The sequence below is a fragment of the Streptomyces sp. NBC_00683 genome, from assembly GCF_036226745.1.
Taxonomy (GTDB): Bacteria; Actinomycetota; Actinomycetes; order Streptomycetales; family Streptomycetaceae; genus Streptomyces.
Map to the genome: position 1 here is coordinate 7,581,378 of NZ_CP109013.1, position 18,291 is coordinate 7,599,668.

An 18,291-nucleotide genomic window follows, 5' to 3' on the forward strand; every position below is an offset into this window, starting at 1 on the left:
ACCGTCAGAGGATGGAACCGGGCGTGTAGCCGGCCGCTTCCGGGTGCTGCTTGGTGATCTCCTCGATCCGGGCCACCAGAGCGGCGACCTGATCGCCGGCCGCGCCGGTGAAGGACAGCTTGTCCGCCATCAGGGCGTCCAGCTGCCCGCGGTCGAGCGGGATGCGCTCGTCAGCGGCCAGCTTGTCCAGCAGCTCGTTGCGTTCCGCACCCTGCTCACGCATCGCCAGCGCCGATGCGACAGCGTTCTCCTTGATCGCTTCGTGGGCGACCTCACGGCCGACTCCTGCCCGTACCGCGCCCATCAGCACCTTGGTGGTGGCGAGGAACGGGAGGTAGCGGTCCAGCTCACGTGCCACGACCGCGGGGAACGCGCCGAACTCGTCGAGGACCGTCAGGAAGGTCTCCAGCAGACCGTCGAACGCGAAGAACGCGTCCGGCAGTGCGACGCGGCGGACCACGGAGCAGGACACGTCGCCCTCGTTCCACTGATCGCCCGCCAGCTCGCCCGTCATCGACGCGTAGCCGCGCAGGATGACCATCAGGCCGTTGACGCGCTCGCAGGAGCGGGTGTTCATCTTGTGCGGCATGGCCGACGAGCCGACCTGACCCGGCTTGAAGCCTTCGGTCACCAGCTCGTGGCCGGCCATCAGCCGGATGGTCTTGGCGACCGACGAGGGTGCGGCGGCCAGCTGGACCAGCGCGGTGACCACGTCGTAGTCGAGAGAGCGGGGGTAGACCTGGCCGACCGAAGTGAAGGCCTGCGCGAAGCCGAGGTGACCGGCGATGCGGTGCTCCAGGTCGGCGAGCTTGTCCGCGTCGCCGCCCAGCAGGTCCAGCATGTCCTGGGCCGTGCCGACGGGGCCCTTGATGCCACGCAGCGGGTACCGGTCGAGCAGGTCCTCGAGCCGTCCGTAGGCCACGAGCAGCTCGTCCGCGGCGGTCGCGAAACGCTTGCCGAGCGTCGTCGCCTGTGCGGCGACATTGTGCGAGCGGCCCGCGATGACCAGCTCACGGTACTCGGCGGCCAGCTTGCCCAGGCGGGCCAGAACCGACACCGTACGGTCGCGCATGAGCTCCAGCGAGAGCCGGATCTGCAACTGCTCGACGTTCTCGGTGAGGTCCCGGGAGGTCATGCCCTTGTGCACCTGCTCATGGCCGGCGAGGGCGTTGAACTCCTCGATCCGGGCCTTCACGTCGTGCCGGGTCACCTTCTCGCGCTCGGCGATCGAGGCCAGGTCGACCTGGTCGATCACCCGCTCGTAGTCGGCGAGCGCTGCGTCGGGCACCTCGATCCCGAGGTCCTTCTGAGCGCGCAGCACCGCCAGCCACAGCTGACGCTCCAGCTTCACCTTCTGCTCGGGGGACCAGAGGACGGCCAGCTCCGTAGAGGCATAGCGGCCGGCCAGGACATTGGGGATGCGAGGCTTCGCAGACACAGCAGTCACGTGTCCAGATTCTACTGGCGGTTTCTGCAGGCCGACGCCGCGGGCCGGTGTGTGCTTTCCTACGAACGCGATGCCCGGCCTGATCCCAAGGCTTGTCATGGGGGGCCCTACCGCTTCGGCCTACCGCTTCGCGGCCACGAATCCCCACTGGTCGACCGGCTCACCGGTGGCGGGCTCCTCCGGGCGCCACAGGCTGATCGACCCGAAGCCCGGCTCGACCAGGTCCAGGCCGTCCGAGAAGGAGCGCATGATCTCCCTGGGCCGTGAGATGTAGGGCATGGCGCCACCGCTGGCGTAGTCGTCGGACGCCGCCCGGGTCTCCTCCGTCTCGATCGTGTCGCACAGCATCAGGAAACTTCCGGCGGGGAACGCGTCGAGGTAGCTGCGCAGAAGGGCGGCGGCCTCGCCCCCGTCCGCGATGTGCCCCAGGGTCGAGAGCACCATCAGGGCAACCGGTTGCTGGAGGTCCAGTGTCCTCGCGGCCTCCCGCAGCACCGTCCCGGAGTCCCTCAGATCCGCGTGCACGTAGTCCGTGGCGCCCTCGGGCCGGCTGGTCAGCAGGGCGCGCGCGTGGGCCAGCACGATGGGGTCGTGGTCCACGTAGACGATGCGGGCCGAAGGGGCGACCGCCTGGGCCACCTCGTGCGTCGCGTTCGCTGTCGGCAGGCCGGTGCCGAGGTCGAGGAACTGCCGTATCCCGGCTTCCTGGGCCAGATAGCGAACAGCTCGCGCCTGGAACAGGCGGGAGGCACGGGCGATGTCGATGATCTGCGGGTACGACTCCTCCATGGCCGCGCCCAGGAGGCGGTCCACCTCGTAGTTGTCCTTGCCGCCCAGCCAGTAGTTCCAGACGCGCGCCGAGTGCGGTGTGCCTGTGTCGATCCGGTCCGCAGGCGGCGAGGTGTCGTCACTCATCGTTCATCCCTGTCCTGGTGCCCAGGGTGCCCCTGCGCGATGGACGACCAGCCTGGCTCATCCGCCCCTTGCGTACCAGGTGCAACTGCGCCAACTCGGCTGCTGGGCAATGACGTCGGGAAGCCATGGCCCGCAGTGGCGTCAGCTGTCCAGCCGACGCCACTCCGTCACAGGGCCGGGGTTCGCCGCATCCGCAGGCGTGACGTAGAAGGCACGCCCGAGTCCGGCGTCGAACTGCGCGCCGGCCCGTCCGTCGCCGGACGAGCGTCCGGTAAGACGCCGCCCGATCCAGGGCATCAGATGCTGGCGGGCAAACCTGACGTCATCGACGCGCCGCCTCGCCCAGCGCGCCGGCTGGGAAGCCGGTACAGGGGTCCGCCAGTCGCTCTCCGCAGGCAGTCCGAGCGTCTGCCAGACCGCCTCGGCGACCCTTCGGTGCCCCTCGGGCGTCAGATGCAGCCGGTCGACGTCCCACATCCGGGGATCCCCCAGGGAGGGTGCGCCGTACAGGTCGGCCACCACCGCGCCGTGCCGTTCCGCCAGGTCGTCGACCAGCGAGAAGAGCTCCTCCATGCGCGGACGGAAGCGTTCCATCACGGGACCGTTGCGCCCGGGGCTGCGCATCAGCACCAGCTGCTTGCACGACGGCGCGAGACGCTCGACGGCCTCCTCCAGCCGACCCCGCACCATGCCCATGTCGCACTTCGGCCGCAGAGTGTCGTTGAGCCCGCCGACGAGCGTGATCACGTCGGGCTGCAGCGCTGCCGCGACGGCTACCTGCTCGTCGACGATCTGGCTGATGAGTTTTCCGCGCACGGCCAGATTCGCGTACCGGAAGCCGGGAGTGCGGGCCGCGAGCCGGGCGGCGAGGACATCGGCCCAGCCGCGGTAGGAACCGTTGGGCAGCAGGTCCGACATGCCCTCGGTGAACGAGTCGCCGACCGCGACAAGACTGGTGTAGGAGGCATTCAATTCCATGGCCGTGCAATCCTACCGTGGTGGGAACCCGCGGCCGGATCCCGCCGGAAGAGGGGCGCGATCGCAGCCGCGCCCCTCACCCACTCCCGCAGGACACCGGCGTCAGCGCGCCTGGGCCCTCCCCACCAGCTCACGCAGCACGTCCTCCATCGTGACCATGCCGACCAGCCGGTCGTTGTCCTCGTCCAGCACGGCTGCGAGGTGTGTGCGGCTCCGCCGCAGTGCGGTCAGGACGTCGTCGAGCGGCGTGTTGGCCCGCACCCGGGCGATCGGCCGCATCGCCGTCACCGGGAACGGAACGTCGCGAGGTGTGGCGTCCAGGGCGTCCTTCACGTGGAGGTACCCGAGAATCCGCTGCTCGCTGTCCATGACGGGGAAGCGGGAGAAGCCGGATTCCGACGAGAGCCTCTCCAGCTCTTCGGGCGTCGTCCCGACCCGGGTGTACAACACCCGGTCGACCGGCAGCAGGACGTCCCGGACCGGCCGTCGGCCGAGTTCCAGGGCATGCCGCAGCCGCTCCGCCGAGCGGTCGTCGACGAGGCCCGCGTCACCGGCGTCCTTGACGAGCCGGGCCAGCTCGTCGTCGGAGAAGGTCGCGGACACCTCGTCCTTGGTCTCCACCCGCAGGAGCTTCAGCAGGGCGTTGGCGAAGGCGTTGATGGTGAAGATCACCGGGCGCAGCGCCCTGGCCAGGGTAACGAGCGGTGGTCCGAGCAGCAGTGCCGTGCGGGCCGGTTCGGCCAGCGCGATGTTCTTCGGCACCATCTCGCCCAGCAGCATGTGCAGATAGGTCGCCACGGACAGGGCGATCACGAACGAGATCGGGTGCACCAGTCCGTGCGGCACCCCCACCGCGTCGAAGACGGGCTCCAGCAGGTGGGCGATGGCGGGCTCGGCGACGATACCGAGCACCAGCGTGCAGAGCGTGATGCCCAGCTGAGCCGCGGCGAGGAGCGCCGACACATGTTCGAGGCCCCAGATGACGCTGCGCGCCCGCCGGTTCCCGGCCTCGGCCTCCGGCTCGATCTGGCTGCGCCGTACGGAGATCAGTGCGAACTCCGCGCCGACGAAGAAGGCGTTCACGACCAGGGTCAGCAGCCCGATGAAGAGCTGCACGGCGATCATCGTTCGTTCTCCGTCGGATCGTCGGTACCGGGCAGCGGTGCGTGCAGAAGGGCGCGCGCGGCGCGGTGCCCCGAGGCGTCCACCACATCGATCCGCCAGTTGGTGAGCTCAACGGTGTCGCCGACCACGGGGATGCGGCCGACTTCGGTGGCGATGAGCCCGGCGAGGGTCTCGTAGGGCCCGTCCGGGACCCGCAGCCCGATGGTCCGGAGCTGGTCCGTGCGTGCCGCACCGTCGGCGGACCACAGGGTGCGTCCGTCGGCGTCCTCGCCGGCGGGTGCGAGGTCGGGCGTCTCGTGCGGGTCGTGCTCGTCACGTACCTCGCCGACGACCTCCTCGACGATGTCCTCCAGCGTCACGACACCTGCCGTGCCGCCGTACTCGTCGATGACGACAGCCATGGCGAGTTTGCCGGACAGCCGGTCCAGCAACCGGTCCACGGTGAGGGTCTCGGGCACGAGGAGCGGCTCGCGCAGCATGTCCGACACCCGTTTGCGGGGCCGCTGCGCTGCCGGAATGGCCAGCACGTCCTTGATGTGCGCGACCCCCACGACCGAGTCCAGGCTGCCCCGGTAGACGGGGAAGCGGGAGAGACCGGTCGCCCGGGTGGCGTTCGCGACGTCCTCCGCGGTCGCCCGGATCTCGAGGGCGGTCACCTGGACGCGCGGCGTCATCACGTTCTCCGCGGTCAGCTCGGACAGGTTGAGGGTACGCACGAACAGTTCCGCGGTGTCGGCCTCCAGGGCGCCCTCCTTCGCGGAGTGACGTGCCAGGGCCACCAGCTCCTGCGGGCTGCGCGCGGAGGCCAGCTCCTCGGTCGGTTCGAGGCCGAAGCGGCGCACGATCCGGTTGGCGGTGTTGTTGAGGTGGCTGATGAACGGGCGGAAGACCGCGGTGAAGACCCGCTGCGGGGTGGCGACCACCTTGGCCACGGCCAGCGGGGACGAGATGGCCCAGTTCTTCGGGACGAGCTCGCCGACCACCATCAGGACCACGGTGGACAGGGCGGTACCGATCACGAGTGCCAGCGTGGATGCCACGCCGGGGGAGACCCCCATGGCCTCGACCGGTCCCTGGATCAGCTTGGCGATGGACGGCTCGGCGAGCATGCCGACCACCAGATTGGTGACGGTGATACCGAGCTGCGCGCCGGAGAGCTGAAAGGTGAGGCTCCGGACAGCCTTGAGTGCTCCCGCCGCACCTCGTTCCCCTCGCTCGACGGCCCGTTCGAGCTCGCCGCGCTCCACGGTGGTCAGAGAGAACTCAGCCGCCACGAAGGCGCCGCAGGCGAGTGAGAGCAGTACCGCCACGAGGAGCAGAAGCACTTCGGTCATCGGTTCACCTCCGTCCCATGATCGGGCAGGGTCAGGAGGTTCGCGCGATGTCGGCGGTATCTACTACTGGGAGGCTCGCCCATGGGCGGACGCTCACACCTTTCGAAAAGTGGGACGGTTGAGGATCCATAGTAAAGGGTCGGCAAAATACCGGGTGCGCCGGGCGTTCCCGGAGGTCACCCATGATCGCAGTCGGCGAGGTGCTTCAGTCCTCTGCCCGCATCGGATTCCGGCATGCGCCGGAGGAGGGTCCGAATCCGCCGGAGGAGGGTCCGAATCCGCCGGGGCCGGGGCCGGGGCCGGGGCCGGGGCCGAATCCGGCGGAGGCAGAAGCGTCTCACGCGTGTCTACAGCGCTTTCACCCATCGCCGCCAGTGATCCTCGCGGTGGTATCCGGTCGCCGCCCAGGTGCGGTGCGCCGTCTCGTTGGCCTCCAGGACCATGGCGTCGACCCGGCGCCCGCCCAGGGCGGCGAACCGCTGCTCCGCTGCGTCCATCAGGGCGGTGGCGATGCCTTGCCGGCGGCAGTCCGGGTGTACGGCGAGCCGGTAGGCGGAGCATCGCCAGCCGTCGAAACCGGCGATGACGGTTCCCGCGAGGACACCGTCGTGCTCTGCGAGGAGCAGGGCTTCCGGGTCTCTCGAGATGAGCCCGGCCACCCCGTCGTAGTCGTCACTGATGCTCGTTCCCTCTGCGGCCTCGCCCCAGAACCGCAGCACGGTGCCGATGTCGGCCGGAGTCGCACACCGGATCGCGAGGAGCGCGGAAGGGAAAGGGGTATGGAGATCGCTCATGGGGCGACCCAAGCAGAGCGCCGACCTGTTCTGCGAACCATTTCCTCGCCGGGGAACGGCGCGGTCATGAAGTGGCCGCGTGCCCTCCCACGCCGGTTTCCGCAGCGCGGTACGCGCGCCAGCCACCGTGGGCCGTGATGTCCGCGGCCCCGTGCAGCGCATACGGCTCACAGAGGAATCCAGGGGCCGTGGTGCCGTCGGCGAGGTCGATGCGGCCCAGCGTCATCGGGTGCGGGAGCTGCGCCGTCAGAGTGCCCAGCCCCTCCGGCGGCAGTTCCCAGATCTCCGTCTCGACGGCTGCACCGTCCTCGGCGACCCGTTCAAGGCCCGGCTTGGCGGGAGTCGTACGCAGCGCGCGCAGTCTGTAGGTGGGTGCTGTCCTCGTCGTACGGACGAGCCGGGCGCCGAGCGCGAGGAGCTGTGAGTTGAGCGGCTGGCCCGTCAGGTGGGCGCCGACCACGGCGAGCTGTACGGGCGGGGTCAGGAGTGCCGCGATCCTGGGCAGCCGTTCGTCGGTGTCCGCCGGGCCGATCAGCATGACGCCGAAGGGCAGTCCCGCGATGTCGCCCGCGGGCACGGCGATCGCGCACATGTCGAACAGGTTCGTGGAGTTGGTGAACCGCCCCAGCCGGGTGTTCGCGCCGACGGGGTCGGCGGCCACATCGGCGAGGGTGGGGTGCCCGGGCGTGGTGGGGAGCAGGAGGGCGTCGGCGTCGCCGAGTGCGCGCAGTGCCGCCGTACGGAGACGTGCCAGGCGGTCCCGGTCGGTGAAGAGACGGTGCGCGGGGATGTCGCGGGCCGCGGAAATGATCGCGGCCACCGTGGGGTCGAGATCCGGAGGCGCGGGAGTGCTGTCGATGAAGTCACCCACGGCGGTGTAGCGCTCGGCCACGAACGCCCCCTGGTACAGCAGGGCCGCCGCCTCGGTGAACGGGGTGAGGTCCAGCGGCCTGATCTCGGCACCCGCCGCGCGGAGCCGCTCGACGGCAGCCTCGTACGCCGCAGCCCAGCCGGGGTCGAGCGTTCCGAGCTGCTGGACAGGAGGGACGGCGACGCGCCAGGGGCCCGCTGTCCGGGGAGGGACGGCGCGCGGTGCGGGAGTGCTCATCAGGCCCAGAGCCTGCTCCGCCTCGGGGAGCGTACGGGCGAACACCGTGACGCAGTCCAGGCTCGCGCAGGCCGGCACCACCCCCTCGGTCGGGACGAGACCTCGGGTCGGCTTCACACCGACGATGCCGTTGAACGCCGCGGGAACGCGCCCCGAGCCCGCGGTGTCCGTGCCGAGGGCCAGGTCGGCGATGCCCAGGGCGACCGCGACCGCCGACCCGGAACTGGAACCGCCGCTGACGCGCGAGGGGTCGACGGCGTTGCGCACCGCACCGTACGGGGAGCGGGTCCCGACCAGACCGGTGGCGAACTGGTCGAGGTTCGTCGTGCCGATCACCAGCGCACCGGCCGCGCGCAGACGGGCCACGGCGGGAGCGTCGGCGGCGGGCTTGTACGCGTACGAGGGACAGCCGGCCGTGGTCGGCAGCCCGGCCACGTCGATATTGCCCTTGACCGCCAGGAGGCGGCCCGACAGCGGAAGCTGTTCGCCCGCCGCGACGCGGGCGTCCAGAGCGCGGGCCTCCTCCTCCAGATCGGCGAGCGGACGCAGGTCGATCCAGATCTCGGGCCGGTCGACCGCGAGGACACGCCCGTGGGCTGCACGGACCCGCTGGAGAACGGGGCTGGGGTCGGTCATGGTGCCACCTCGGGTCGGCGGGACAGGACGAGCAGTGGTGTTCCCGATTCCACCTGGGCGCCGGGCTTGGTGAGGATCCGGACGACCGTGCCGTCCATCGGGGCATGAACGCGGGATTCCATCTTCATCGCCTCCAGGGCGAGCAGCGGCTGACCCGCCGTGACCGTGTCCCCCGCGGCCACATTCAACTGCCAGACGGATGCGGCGAACTCGGCTTCCAGCAGCCGGCCGCCCTCCGGTATCTCGATCTCCACCGGCACCTCGGCCGGGGCGGTTGCCGCCTCGGCCCTGGCGAACTCGCCGGCCTCCTCCCAGGCGTCACGCTCGGCGCCGAACGCGGCGCCCTGCCGGGCGCGGAACGCGGCGATCGACACGGCGTTCCCGTCGAGGAACGCCTGGTACCGCGCCAGCGAGAACTCGCCTTCCTCGATACGCGGTACGAAGCGCCCGGACGCGATGTCCGCACGGAGCTCGAGGAGTTCGTCCGCCTCCACCGGATACCACTTGATGCGGTCGAAGAAGCGCAGCAGCCAGGGCGAACCCGGCTCGAAGGCACCGCGCTGCTGCCAGCCCGACCACACCTGGGTCGTGCGGCCCACGAACTGGTAGCCGCCGGGGCCCTCCATCCCGTAGATGCACAGGTACGCGCCGCCGATGCCGACCGAGTTCTCGGCCGTCCAGGTGCGGGCCGGGTTGTACTTCGTGGTGACCAGCCGGTGGCGCGGGTCCAGCGGAGTGGCGACGGGCGCGCCCAGGTAGACATCGCCGAGCCCCATCACCAGGTACTCGGCGTCGAAGACCGTGCGGTAGACCTCGTCCACGGAGTCCAGGCCGTTGACCCGGCGGATGAACTCGATGTTCCACGGGCACCAGGGGGCGTCGTCCCGGACCCCCGCCATGTAGCGCGCGATGGCCTCGCGGGTCGCCGGGTCGTCCCAGGACAACGGCAGATGCACGGTCCTGGACCGTACGACGAGGGCATCGGTCGGCGGGAGCGCGGCCTCGGTGCGGTGGAGCAGCTCCAGGAGGCGTTCCTGCGGAAGGACCGAGGGGTCGGTCTGGATCTGGAGCGAGCGGATGCCGGGCGTGAGGCCGGTGACGCCGGGGACGGCCTGCGCCGTCAGCGCCTCCATCAGCGCGTGGACGCGCATCCGCATCGCCAGGTCCAGCTGCATCGGCCCGTACTCGACCAGGACGTTGTCGTCACCGCTGCGGCGGTAGGTGAGGGTGCCGTCCTGGAACAGGATGCCGCCGTCGACGATCGCGGGGCGCGGCGCACCGGTGATCGTCACCGGCTGGAAGCGGACCGTGTCGCCGGGGCGGAGCTGCCCCAGCTTCCAGCGTTCGCCCGTCACCACCGTCGCCGGGCAGACGAACCCGCCCAGCGAGGGCCCGTCGGGACCGAGGAGCACCGGCATGTCGCCTGTGTAGTCGACGGCGCCCACGGAGTAGGGCGTGTCATGGATGTTGGACGGGTGCAGGCCTGCCTCGCCGCCGTCGGTGCGCGCCCAGCGCGGCTTGGGGCCGACCAGACGCACACCGGTCCGGGCCGAGTTGAAGTGGACCTTCCAGTCGGCCGCGTAGAAGTCGTGGATGTCCTCCTCGGTGAAGAACTCGGGCGCAGCGTGGGGGCCTTCGGCCGCCCCGATCCGCCACACGGAACCGAAGTCCGGACGTGCACTCTCGGGGACGGCGGCGCCCGCGGCCGCGCCGGCCTCGTCGGTTGCGAAGGTCTCGTCGGTCCCGCAGTGCAGCACGTCGCCGGTGCGCAGCGCCCGCCCGCCGTGGCCGCCGAAGCCGCCGAGCGTGAACGTGGCGGCGCTGCCCAGGAAGCCGGGGACGTCCAGGCCGCCTCCCGCGAACAGGACGTAGGTCCGCAGTCCGTGCACTGCCGGGGTGCCGACAGCGAGCGTGGCGCCGGCCGGGACGGTCAGGGGCTCCCACTGCCCGACCGGCTCGCCGTCGAGCGTCACGGGGGCAGGTGCGCCCGTGACACAGACCGTCGTCGCACGGGTGAAGCGCAGAGTCGGGCCCTGGAGCGTGCATTCGAGGCCGGGCGCGCCCGGGGCGTTGTCCAGGGCGGTGTTGCCGAGCCGGAAGGAGAGGTCGTCCATGGGGCCCGAAGGCGGTACGCCCACCTGCCAGTAGCCCGTGCGACCGGGCCAGTCCTGCACGGTGGTGAGTGTGCCGCCCGAGACCACCTCGATACGGGGGGTCGGGTCCGTGACCGTGGCCAGGGTGGCGGTCGAGTGCGCGGCGCCCCTGACCCGGTCGTCGGCCAGGGCGGCCCGCACCAGGCCCAGATTGGTCTCGATGCCGTCCACCCGGGTCGCGGCGAGTGCCTCGTCCAGCCGGGTGAGAGCCTCGGCGCGGTCGGTGCCGTACGCGATGACCTTGGCCAGCATCGGGTCGTACGAGGTCGTCACCTCCGTACCCGTCTCGATCCAGGTATCCACACGGATGCCCTCGGCCTCGGGGAACGCGACGCGGGTCAGCAGGCCGGCGCCGGGGCGGTGGTCGCGCGTCGGGTCCTCGGCGTACACGCGTGCCTCGACCGCGTGGCCGCGCGGCGCAGACGGCTCCTGCACGACGTCGGTGTCGCCCTGCGCCAGGCGCAGCATCCAGGCGACGAGGTCGACACCGAAGATCTCCTCGGTGACCGGGTGCTCGACCTGGAGACGGGTGTTGACCTCCAGGAAGTACGCCTCCTCGCGGGCGGCGTCATACACGAACTCCACCGTGCCCGCCGAACGGTAGCCGACCGAGGCACACAACTCACGCGCCGATGTGGCCAGTCGGCTGCGGACGTCGTCCGGGAGGCCCGGGGCGGGGGCCTCCTCCAGGACCTTCTGGTTGCGGCGCTGGAGCGAGCAGTCGCGGTCGCCGAAGGTGACCACGCGGCCCCGGCCGTCGCCGAAGACCTGCACCTCCACATGCCGCGCGTGCTCGACGAGCCGCTCCAGGAAGACCCCCGCCGAGGAGAAGGACGCGGCGGCGACGCGCTGCACACGCTCCCAGGCGTCGGTCAGTTCCTCGGCGGAACGGCAGGCCGACATGCCGATTCCGCCGCCTCCTCCGGTGGCCTTGAGCATCACCGGGTAGCCGATGCGGTCCGCCGCGGTGAGGGCCGCGGGAAGGTCGGGCAGCAGCCCGGTGCCGGGCGCCAGGGGGACACCCGCCTCCTCGGCCGCCGCGCGTGCGGTGTGCTTGGCGCCGAAGAGTTCCAGCTGATCGGCGGTCGGACCGACGAAGACGATGCCGGCGTCCTCGCAACGCCGGGCGAACTCCGCGTCCTCGGAGAGGAATCCGTATCCCGGGTGGATGGCCCCGGCGCCGGTGTCCTTGGCGGCCTTGAGTACCAGGTCGGCGTCGAGGTACGACTCCTTGGCCGGCGCCGGGCCGAGGCGCACCGCCTCGTCGGCGAGCCGGACATGAGGGGCGGAGCGATCGGCGTCGGAGAACACCGCGACGGTACGCAGGCCCAGTTCGCGGGCCGTCCGGATGATCCGGACGGCTATCTCGCCGCGGTTGGCGATCAGGAGGGTGTCGAAGGTCATCGCGCGGCCCCCGTTGCCGCGGGGGCGGTGATGGTGGCCTCGACGGCTGTCGGGTCGAAGCCGTTGCACGGGTTGTTGATCTGGGGGCAGTTGGACACCAGGACCAGGACGTCCGTCTCGGCGCGGAGGGTGACCTTCAGGCCGGGCGCCGAGATGCCGTCCACGATGCCGAGGGTGCCGTCCTTCTCGACCGGCACGTTCATGTACCAGTTGATGTTGGAGACGAGATCCCGTTTGCCGAGCCCGTGCCGGGCGCCCTCCGCGAGGAAGTTGTCCACGCAGGCGTGCTGCGACCAGGTGTGGTGTCCGTAGCGCAGGGTGTTGGATTCCTTGGAGCACGCGCCGCCCACGGTGTCGTGCCGGCCGCAGGTGTCCTCGGTGACCGTCATGAGCGGGGTGTGCTCGTTCGACATCAGCACGCTGCCGGTGGTGAGGAAGATGCTGCCCTGTGCGTGGAGGGTGTCCGGCGCGCTGTAGCGGACGGCGGTGTCCCGGGCGTCGTACACGAGGAAGTCGACGGCCTGATTGCCGTGCAGGTCGGTGAGGGTGAGGTGCTCGCCGGCGCGGACCACGGCGGACCACGCGGCCCGTGCGGGGATCGTGGCGGTGGTGGTCGTGGCGGTCGTCCGGGTCATGCTCGCCCCCTGGCGGTGAGGAAGTCGTACGTGTTGAGGAAGGCCCTGCGCCCCTCGGGTGCGGCGTCCCAGAGCGGGTCGCCGGGCCGCGTCGGCCGGGCACGCCAGGCGAGCACCTCCAGCGAGGTGCAGGTGTACTCCGGGCGGGGATCCAGCGGATGCGGGACGTTCGCGACGAGCACCGTCAGGTCCTGCTCGGCGCGCAGGGTCACGGCCGTGCCCGCTCCCGCCGAGCCGGTGAAGTCCAGGGCGCCGTCCTCGTGTATCTCCACGCCCTGGAAGAAGGAGAGGGAGGGCGGCAGATCCCGGGGCTCGAGGCCGTTCTTGGCGGCCGCGAGCTTCAGCAGTTCCCGCCCGGCGGGGGACCCGGACTGCGGAGTGCCGTCCCCGTACCGCGCGGTGTTGCGCAGGAGGGTCGACGTACCGCACAGCGCGTCGTGCCGGCCCGAGGAGTCGGCGATCACCGAAGCGAGGACGCGCCCCTGGTCGGAGAGGAGCAGCCGGTCCGCGCCGAGATAGGCATTCCACTGCACCTTGATCGTGTCGGCGGTGTTCAGCCGCTCCCACGGGCGGCCGTCCGCGTACAGGAGCACATGGGCGCAGGCGTCGCCGTCGAGGTCCGTGAGGCGCAGTTCCGTACCGCGGGCGAGTACGCGGTGTGTGTAGTTGCCTCCCGCGACGGTCTCGGCCCACACGGGCTCGCCCGGCAGGCAGGCGGGCCAGTCGGCCGCGGGCACCACCGGCATGTCACGGGTACGGGTGACGTGTTGGGAGCGGGCGTGCTCCCGCGCTCCGTGTGTTGTCGCTGTCGCCATGGCTGGACCTCCGGTCGGCGGTGGCATCACTGCGCGGCTCGCTTCGGGGCCCCGCGCCAGTTTCTGTCGCTCGACAGAAATTAAGTCGCCCGGGATTCGGGTTCGTTGCCCGTCCATTGCGGGTGCGTTACCGACTGCTCACCAAGATCCGTACGGTCCGCGATGTGCGACGATCGGCCCCATGCCTCCCACCGGAAGAAAGGTCGGTCGCCCGCGCGCCCAGCAGCGGCCCGACAGCGGTCTGTCCGCACGAGACGAACTGCTGGGCGCGGCCGCGGAGCTGTTCACCAGTCGCGGCTACTCGGCGACCACCACCCGGGCCGTCGCCGAACGGGCGGGCATGCGCCAGGCGACGATGTACCACTACGTCGCGGGTAAGGAGGATCTGCTCGCGGAGCTCCTCGAATCCACGGTCACCCCGTCCCTGGCGGTGGCCAGGCAGCTGCTCGCCGATGACGCGACCAGTGCGGAGGACCGGCTGTGGGAGCTGTGCCGCTCGGACGTGGCACTGCTGTGCGCGGGCCCGCACAATCTGGGCGCGCTGTACGTGCTGCCCGAGGTACAGGCGGAACGGTTCGCGGGCTTCCATCGCGTCCGGACCGAGCTCAAGGACGCGTACGGGCAGCTGCTGGCCGGCACGGAGGCGTGCGCGGATCTCGACAAGGGCGAGCTGGCGCTGCGTACCGATCTGGTCTTCGGCCTGATCGAAGGCGTGATCCTGGTGCACCGCTCGGACCCGGACAGGTCGGCCGACGTGTTCGCCGCCGCGACGGCGGACGCGGCGCTGCGGATCGCCGGGGCGCGGCGCGGCGGGTAGGGCACACGGAGGCCCCGGACACCGGCGGTTCTGCCGGGATCCGGGGCCATCGGGTCAGCGCGCGGAAGCTGCTCGCTTGTACGTGCGGTACGTGCGGTACGCGGCGCCCAGGGCGACCGTGCCGCTCAGGAACAGGACCGTGAACCACTGGAAGTACCAGTGGCCACCCGCCGGGTCGTAGACCTCTGCCCTGGGCCAGGCGAGGTTGACCGTCATGAACAGGCCGTAGAGCAGGGCGAGAACATTGACCGGCAGGCCCCATCGCCCCAGTGAGAACAGCGGCTTGCCCGCCTCGTCCAGGGCATCGGTGCGGGAGCTGTACGTGCCGCGCAGCCGGCGGACCAGGAGCGGGCCGGTCACCATCGAGTACGCGAGGTACAGCATCACGATGCACGTGGTGCCGATGGCCAGGAACGCGTCCGGCGAGGAGAAGTTGAGGAGCAGCAGGGCCGCGGCGAGTACCCCGACGACCAGCGCGGGTGCGGTCGGCATCCCGGTGCGCCGGTTGACCTTGGACAGCAGGCCGGAGCAGGGCAACTGGCCGTCACGGGCCATCGAGAACAGCATCCGGCACGCCGCCGTCTGGACCGCCAGCGTCGCCACCACGATGGCGACCACCACATCGGCCAGCAGAACCCGGCCCAGGCCGTCACCCAGACTGCTGGTCAGGACGTAACTCATGCCGTCGGCCGCGAGGTTCCCGTCCGTGAGGCTCGGTGCGGCCAGCAGCCCGCCCAGTACCAGCAGGCCGCCGAGCAGGCCCGCCGCCCCGAGCGCGGACAGGATCGTGCGCGGAGCGGTCCGGAGGGGATCGCGGGTCTCCTCGCTCATCTCCCCGGCGCTGTCGAAGCCGATCATCACGTACGCGGCCGTGAACGAACCCACCAGCAGGGCGCCGAACAGGCCCGTCTCCGCGCCACTCGTGTGAAAGGTGATGCCCGGACTGCGTTCGGAGTGCGTCAGCAGCAGTACCACGATGAGGACGGCGCCGATGATCTCGGCGGTGACCCCGATCCGGTTGATCACCGACATGACGCGGTTGTCGATGACGTTCACCCAGGTCGTCAGTACCAGCAGGAGCGTACCGAGGACTGCCGCGTTGGCCGCCCCGGTCGGCGACAGCGGTGACGGGTCGCCGCCGAGTATCTGGAAACCGGACCAGATGGGCGGCATCACCATCTGGAGAGCCAGGGCCGCGGCTGCCACCACCACGACCTGGCCGATGACCATGATCCAGCCCGCGAACCAGCCGAAGGTGAGATTGCTGAGCCGGGACGACCACTGGTAGATCGCACCCGAGATCGGGTAGCGGGCGGCGAGTTCGGCGAAGCACGCGGCGACCAGCAGCTGTCCGGCCAGCACGGCCGGCCAGGTCCAGAAGAAGACCGGGCCGCCGAAGGCATAGCCGACGGCGAAGAACTGAAAGACCGTCGTCAGGACGGAGATGAACGAGAATCCGGCGGCGAAGGAGGCGTACCGGCCGAGGCTGCGGTGCAGTTCCTGTCGGTAGCCGAACTCCTCGAGGGAGGAGCCGGCTTCCGCGGCCGGGGGGACGGGCGGGTCGGGACGTAGGTCGGCGGGGGCGGTGGCGGCCATGGCTGGACCTGCTCTCAGGGGAGGGCGGACGGGTTCCGGGAGCGCGGGGCAGTCGGCCGAAGCCGTATTCCTGTCGGACGATAGAAATTAGGGAGAGGGTGTTTCCGCCGGATGACGCAGTCGTGTCCGCACGGAGCCGAAGCGCTCACGCCACGTGGGGCGCGCCCGTAGCCCGCAGGTGTGCGGCACTCGGGTGCGTGCGGCATCGCGGGGGGTGTGCGGCGGCGTTGTCCCAGCTCACCGGCGTCCCGCCGGGCGGTGCGGGGGCGCGCGTCCCGCGAGTGGTGGCACCGGTGCAGGGGGCACGCGCCGGTTCCTCTTGCCGGTGCTAGCGCAGGCACGCTAGCGTGATGGTGTGCCCAAGACTCAGCTGAACGTTCGAGTGGACGAGGCCACCGCCGAAGCGGCGCGACAGCGCGCGCTGCAGCGGGGGATGAGCGTGAACCGCTACATAGAGGAGCTCGTCAAACAGGATGCGGGCGAGGTGGGACACACCTTCGTCGAGGCTGCGGCCGACTTCATGAAGCAGTACGAGTCGGTGTTCGCCGAGGAGTTCGGCACGGAGCGCAAAGGCAGCCGTTGAACCTGCAGATCGACCTTTCCTGGCTGCTCATGGTCGCCGAGCACAAGACGCCCGGTGATCCGCAGGTCGTCGACTGGGGTGCGCTCGTCGCCGCGGTGGGCCGGCACGAGGCGGAGATCTTCGGCAGCCCCGTCTACAGCGATCCGCACTCCCGGGCTGCGGCTCTGCTGCAGCTGCTCCTTCACGTACCGGCTCTGGAGCACTCCAACGCGATGTTCGCGTCCGCAGTCGCGTACGGCTATCTCGTCGCGTCGGGGCTGAAGGTCATCACGTCGCCCGAACAGGTGCGCGACCTGGCCCTGCTGGTGAAGGAGGGCAAGGCGGACGTCCGGGCCATCGCGGACGAACTGCGCCAGTGGACCCTGTGACCGGGCAGGCTCCGCCCGCACGCCGCACGCCGCACGCCGCACGCCGCACGCCGCACGCCGCGTGCCCGAGCCCGTCGCGGCGCGCACCCGATTCCACGGCCGGAACCCTCCGTCCACGGCCGCGCGCCGCGTCTCTCAGTCCACGGCCATGGGGCGCCGGGCCACCCCGAGCACGCAGGGTGAGGACGGCAGCTGCACACCCCGTTCCGGGATCCGCAGCCTGCGGTACGTCCCCAGCTCGAAGCCGGCTGCCTCGATCGCCGCAAGGGTGTCCCGCGCCGTGTGACAGCCACCGAAGAGCAGCGGCCAGACGGTGCGGTCCACCGCGCGCTGGGCGGTCGCCAGCGCCCGTCCGGACGCCAGCGTGTGCTCGAAGAAGCGCAGTTCACCGCCCGGCCGCAGCACCCGTTTGATCTCACCGAGGGCCCGGGGCAGGTCCCGGACGGTGCACAGGACGAGCGAGGCCACGGCCGCGTCGAAGGCCTCGCTCTTGACCGGCAGGGCCTCGGCCGTGCCCGGCACCACATCGACCGGGACCTCCGCACGCAGGCCGGCGCCGGCCGCCAGCTGGCGCAGGCTGCGCTCGGGTTCGATCGCCACCACCTCGGAGACGGCCCCGGGATAGTGCGCGAAGTTGAGGCCGTTGCCCGCGCCGATCTCGATGACCCGGCCCGAGAGCCCGGACAGGAGCTCCTCGCGGTGGGCGGCGATGCCGCCCTTCAGATCGGCGGTCACGCTCATCCGGGCGTAGAACCGGGCGAAGACCGGGTGGTGCACCGCGTCCCGTGGAATCTTCGTGCTGCGCAGGTGCGTGACGGACCTCGGCATGACGGGCCTCCTCGAGGGCAGGTACGGCTACCTCGATTCTCCCCCGTGCGGGCCCGCTCAGCCGTTCAACGGCCGTACCCGTCACCGCCGAGCTCCGGTGCCAGCCAACTCGCGGCCCGCGCACGGAAGTCGGCCGGAGGCAGCGATCCCGCCCCGGCCGGGACCGCGCCGAGCAGCGGGGCGCCCGCCGCGACCGGAAGGTCGTCGAGATTGCAGCGGGCGGCGAGATCCGGTTCGAGCGGCATGCTGCCCACCACCACGCCCAGGCACTCGATGCCGCGCGCCCGAAGCGCCTCGGCCGTGAGCGCGGTGGCGTTCAGGGTTCCCAGGCCCGCGGGTGTCACGATCAGCACGGGCGCCGCCATCAGGCGTGCGGCGTCCGCCAGAGTGGCACCCTCGTCGTCGAACCGGACCAGCAGTCCGCCCGCACCCTCGACGAGCACCAGATCGTGCTCCGTCGCCAGTTTCTGGGCGGCCTCGGCCACTTCGTACGGGCGTACGGGCGCCATGCCGGCGCGGCGCGCGGCCGTCGCCGGGGCCAGCGGCTCCGGGAAACGTGCCAGTTCGACCGCAGTCACATGGGCGCCCGCCAGCCGTGCCACCTCCGCGGCGTCCCCGGGCTCGCCGGGGGCCAGCCCGGTCTGGGCCGGCTTGAGCACCGCGACCCGGCGGCCCCGGAAGGCCGCGGCCACCGCGGCTGTCACGACCGTCTTGCCGATCTCCGTGCCCGTACCCGACACCACCAGAATCGTCAT

At 71.1% G+C, this 18,291-nt stretch carries 16 protein-coding genes; 3 read left to right on the forward strand and 13 right to left on the reverse strand.

The genetic code is table 11. The features are described 5' to 3' along the window. Nucleotides 1-4: 4 nt before the first annotated feature. From purB to OG257_RS33070, 10 genes are all read right to left on the reverse strand, one after another. Nucleotides 5-1,438, reverse strand: a complete 1,434-nt coding sequence (gene purB / locus OG257_RS33025) for an adenylosuccinate lyase (protein WP_329215476.1) — start codon at nt 1,436-1,438, stop codon at nt 5-7. Between the two features lie 129 nt (nt 1,439-1,567). Beyond that, nucleotides 1,568-2,362 carry an SAM-dependent methyltransferase gene (locus tag OG257_RS33030; protein WP_329213390.1) on the reverse strand — a complete coding sequence of 265 codons (795 nt, stop codon included), beginning with the start codon at nt 2,360-2,362 and terminating at the stop codon, nt 1,568-1,570. Between the two features lie 141 nt (nt 2,363-2,503). After that, a complete protein-coding gene (locus OG257_RS33035) occupies nt 2,504-3,340 on the reverse strand; it encodes an SGNH/GDSL hydrolase family protein (protein ID WP_329213392.1) in 837 nt (278 codons plus the stop codon). Between the two features lie 102 nt (nt 3,341-3,442). Next, nucleotides 3,443-4,465 (reverse strand): hemolysin family protein, encoded by a 1,023-nt coding sequence (locus OG257_RS33040; protein ID WP_329213395.1) that lies wholly within the window; start codon nt 4,463-4,465, stop codon nt 3,443-3,445. Beyond that, nucleotides 4,462-5,799 (reverse strand): hemolysin family protein, encoded by a 1,338-nt coding sequence (locus OG257_RS33045; protein ID WP_329213397.1) that lies wholly within the window; start codon nt 5,797-5,799, stop codon nt 4,462-4,464. The genes OG257_RS33040 and OG257_RS33045 overlap by 4 nt, the downstream gene beginning before the upstream one ends. Before the next feature lie 347 nt (nt 5,800-6,146). Then, nucleotides 6,147-6,593, reverse strand: a complete 447-nt coding sequence (locus OG257_RS33050; protein WP_329213399.1) for a GNAT family N-acetyltransferase — start codon at nt 6,591-6,593, stop codon at nt 6,147-6,149. Between the two features lie 64 nt (nt 6,594-6,657). Next, nucleotides 6,658-8,337 carry an allophanate hydrolase gene (gene atzF, locus OG257_RS33055; RefSeq protein WP_329213401.1) on the reverse strand — a complete coding sequence of 560 codons (1,680 nt, stop codon included), beginning with the start codon at nt 8,335-8,337 and terminating at the stop codon, nt 6,658-6,660. Next, nucleotides 8,334-11,894 (reverse strand): 5-oxoprolinase/urea amidolyase family protein, encoded by a 3,561-nt coding sequence (locus OG257_RS33060; protein WP_329213402.1) that lies wholly within the window; start codon nt 11,892-11,894, stop codon nt 8,334-8,336. Before OG257_RS33060 ends, atzF begins: the two co-directional genes overlap by 4 nt. Beyond that, nucleotides 11,891-12,529: an urea amidolyase associated protein UAAP2 gene (locus tag OG257_RS33065; RefSeq protein ID WP_329213404.1), complete on the reverse strand. Its 639-nt coding sequence runs from the start codon at nt 12,527-12,529 to the stop codon at nt 11,891-11,893. The genes OG257_RS33060 and OG257_RS33065 overlap by 4 nt, the downstream gene beginning before the upstream one ends. Continuing rightward, nucleotides 12,526-13,344 carry an urea amidolyase associated protein UAAP1 gene (locus OG257_RS33070; RefSeq protein WP_329213405.1) on the reverse strand — a complete coding sequence of 273 codons (819 nt, stop codon included), beginning with the start codon at nt 13,342-13,344 and terminating at the stop codon, nt 12,526-12,528. The genes OG257_RS33065 and OG257_RS33070 overlap by 4 nt, the downstream gene beginning before the upstream one ends. Nucleotides 13,345-13,525: 181 nt before the next feature. Here OG257_RS33070 and OG257_RS33075 point away from each other — a divergent pair, with 181 nt between their 5' ends. Next, nucleotides 13,526-14,161 carry a TetR/AcrR family transcriptional regulator gene (locus OG257_RS33075; protein WP_329213406.1) on the forward strand — a complete coding sequence of 212 codons (636 nt, stop codon included), beginning with the start codon at nt 13,526-13,528 and terminating at the stop codon, nt 14,159-14,161. A 54-nt stretch (nt 14,162-14,215) separates the two neighbouring features. Here OG257_RS33075 and OG257_RS33080 read toward each other — a convergent pair whose 3' ends face one another. After that, entirely contained in the window at nt 14,216-15,757 is a 1,542-nt protein-coding gene (locus tag OG257_RS33080; protein ID WP_329213407.1) for an amino acid permease, read from the reverse strand. 355 nt (nt 15,758-16,112) lie between these two features. Here OG257_RS33080 and OG257_RS33085 point away from each other — a divergent pair, with 355 nt between their 5' ends. Together OG257_RS33085 and OG257_RS33090 are read left to right on the forward strand one after the other, a co-directional pair. Then, nucleotides 16,113-16,340, forward strand: a complete 228-nt coding sequence (locus OG257_RS33085; protein WP_329213408.1) for an antitoxin — start codon at nt 16,113-16,115, stop codon at nt 16,338-16,340. Further along, nucleotides 16,337-16,708, forward strand: coding sequence for a fic family toxin-antitoxin system, toxin component (locus tag OG257_RS33090; RefSeq protein WP_329213409.1), 372 nt, complete (start codon nt 16,337-16,339; stop codon nt 16,706-16,708). The genes OG257_RS33085 and OG257_RS33090 overlap by 4 nt, the downstream gene beginning before the upstream one ends. Nucleotides 16,709-16,843: 135 nt before the next feature. On the opposite strand, the gene OG257_RS33095 is transcribed toward OG257_RS33090, so the two are convergent. Together OG257_RS33095 and bioD are read right to left on the reverse strand one after the other, a co-directional pair. Continuing rightward, nucleotides 16,844-17,536, reverse strand: a complete 693-nt coding sequence (locus OG257_RS33095) for a class I SAM-dependent methyltransferase (RefSeq protein ID WP_329213410.1) — start codon at nt 17,534-17,536, stop codon at nt 16,844-16,846. 65 nt (nt 17,537-17,601) lie between these two features. Then, complete coding sequence (gene bioD / locus OG257_RS33100; RefSeq protein WP_329213411.1) at nt 17,602-18,291, reverse strand: dethiobiotin synthase; 690 nt, start codon at nt 18,289-18,291, stop codon at nt 17,602-17,604.